The organism is Nostoc sp. CALU 546 (assembly GCF_048836525.1).
Genome location: NZ_JAWJTF010000319.1, coordinates 1 through 2,260 on the forward strand (window position 1 = coordinate 1; position 2,260 = coordinate 2,260).

Annotated in this window: 3 protein-coding genes and 1 pseudogene; 2 read left to right on the forward strand and 2 right to left on the reverse strand. The window is 43.2% G+C overall.

The window, feature by feature from the left end; genetic code table 11:
- Together RRG12_RS43225 and RRG12_RS43230 are read left to right on the forward strand one after the other, a co-directional pair.
- Nucleotides 1-541: pseudogene (locus RRG12_RS43225) on the forward strand (hypothetical protein); the annotation flags it as partial.
- Nucleotides 542-635: 94 nt separating this feature from the next.
- Nucleotides 636-779, forward strand: coding sequence for a hypothetical protein (locus tag RRG12_RS43230; RefSeq protein ID WP_420763292.1), 144 nt, complete (start codon nucleotides 636-638; stop codon nucleotides 777-779).
- Nucleotides 780-1,120: 341 nt separating this feature from the next.
- Here the strand turns inward: RRG12_RS43230 and RRG12_RS43235 are convergent, their stop codons facing one another.
- Nucleotides 1,121-1,780, reverse strand: coding sequence for a phytochelatin synthase family protein (locus RRG12_RS43235; protein WP_069068670.1), 660 nt, complete (start codon nucleotides 1,778-1,780; stop codon nucleotides 1,121-1,123).
- Nucleotides 1,781-1,851: 71 nt separating this feature from the next.
- Entirely contained in the window at nucleotides 1,852-2,217 is a 366-nt protein-coding gene (locus tag RRG12_RS43240; protein WP_420763293.1) for a hypothetical protein, read from the reverse strand.
- Between the last annotated feature and the right edge of the window lie 43 nt (nucleotides 2,218-2,260).

A 2,260-nucleotide genomic window follows, 5' to 3' on the forward strand; every position in this document is an offset into this window, starting at 1 on the left:
TGCCAAAGCGATTCAGGATGAGTTTTCTCGTGGCTACACCTTGGCTGCCTTAGCACAGAAATTGCCACCAGAATTATTGCCAGAAGCGCTTGCTGCTGTCAGGGCGATTCAGAATGAGTCTTCTCGTGCCAACGCCTTGACTGCCTTAGCTAAGAATCTACCACCAGAGTTATTTTCAGAAGCGCTTGCTGCTGCTAGGGCGATTCAGAATGAGTCTTCTCGTGCCAACGCCTTGAGTGCCTTAGCTAAGAATCTACCACCAGAGTTATTTTTAGAAGCCTTAACAGCAGCAAGGGCGATTCAGGATGAGTCTTATCGTGCCAATACCTTGAGTGCCTTAGCTGACAGTTCATCACAAACACCAGCTGCCGAACTTTTTTCACTTTGGCAAGATTCGCTTCATGAACTATCCCTTCGCACTCGTCCTAATTTGCTGCAAGATATCAAAGCATGGTTTCCAGTTATCTTTGCATTAGGTGGTGAAGCAGCAATATTAGAAATTGCTCGTGCAATTGTGGATGTGGCGCGATGGTGGAAGTAATTCGTAATTTAAGAGAGTTAGATTTAACTTGCATCTGTAGCCTGATTTTGGTCAATTGGTATAAGGGGATGCAGGATCTATAGTTTTAAGCGAAGTGCGATCGCCTTTTACAGCTACTCAACCATCAAGCAGGTATCGCATTTACAAACTCTCTCTGGTGTCGATGAGTGAGCGATCGCAATTAGTCATAAAATCATCAGAGAAATTGTCTAGACTGTCAATTAGCGATCGCCAGTGATGCGGCGCAGCAATTGGATTTGCTAAACTGCGATCGCACTTTCACAACACGCTACTAACTATCTCTTTCTCTCCCCTTTCCAAGGCTACGGTGTACACACAAATTAAATTACCCCCTTAATCCCCCCGATGCATTGGGGGGAAAAAGAAATCTAGTTCCCTCCCCTTTACAAGGGGAGGGTTAGGGTGGGGTAATTTGATAACTTGTGTGTACACCGTAGCCTTTTAGGAGAGAGGTTAAACTGTATTACTTCCATTCGAGAACCGCTATATTGATCATCAACATTTGTTAGTTATCTTTCAGAAGTTATTTTAAAAATAGTTTGCTGTGATACTAACTAATTATTCAGAATGGAGAGCGTTCAAGGCGATTTCTGATGGGTGAACCACTCCGTTAGCTGCTAAATTGGCTTTCTCTTGCCTGCGAAGCACGATCATGCCACGAGAGCGATTTGATGAGGAATCTTTATCTACGCAAGCGGCATATATACGTTGAATTGGGCATTTCCAAAACCGGGTATATCGTTTAGGATTTGTATCTGCAATGGTTATTTCTTGAGTTTTCGGGTCATAGTCTGCCAATAAGGAGAAGTGACCACCTTCTAAACTTGGATTTTCATGGGCAATACGGGTATTGAAGTTAAGAATGTGGACGTCATTTTCATCACAAACGGCGGCTTCAACTTCACGGATGAATGCTTCGAGCGTCATACTCGGTTTATCAAAATGCTCTATCCGAATCGATAGAGGTATTTCTTTTTTTTCAAGGTAAGTTCGACAGGTATCGTAGGTTTCTGCTAACGTCATCCCATCATCTAAAACCGATGCGATGGGTAGTTGAGTTGCATAGAAAATCTCATCAACAGTTGTCAGATATCCCAATGCGGTAAAGGCATAAGCAATTGCAGTGACATTGCAACAGTAGATGGGTTGTTGAAATTGATGTAGTTGAATGATTTCTAAATCTCGTTTGGAAATTTGAGCTAAATTATCAAGATCCATTTTTCTGCCTTTTTTAGATAAATATATTGATTAACTCAGGATTTACAGCTTTTTTAAAAACTGTGCTTGCATTATCTAGCACTCGCCATCAAAGATGCAAGGACAGTTAAGACAGTTAAGCAAATTTTTGAGACAGTTAAGATAGTGTTAACATCCGGTTCACGGGAGCGGTCTTCGAGTTCCCAGGAGCAGTCTTCGAGTACACGGGAGCGGTCTTCGAGTTCCCAGGAACGGTCTTCGAGTTCCCAGGAGCGGTCTTCGAGTTCCCAGGAGCGGTCTTCAAGTTCCCAGGAGCAGTCTTCGAGTTCCCAGGAACGGTCTTCAAGTTCCCAGGAACGGTCTTCGAGTACACGGGAGCAGTCTTCGAGTTCCCAGGAACGGTCTTCGAGTACACGGGAGCAGTCTGCCTCAAAACTTTTATATATAGCCGTAGTCACATAGGTTATACCATTTCACAAAAATCTTGATACATATAGATTT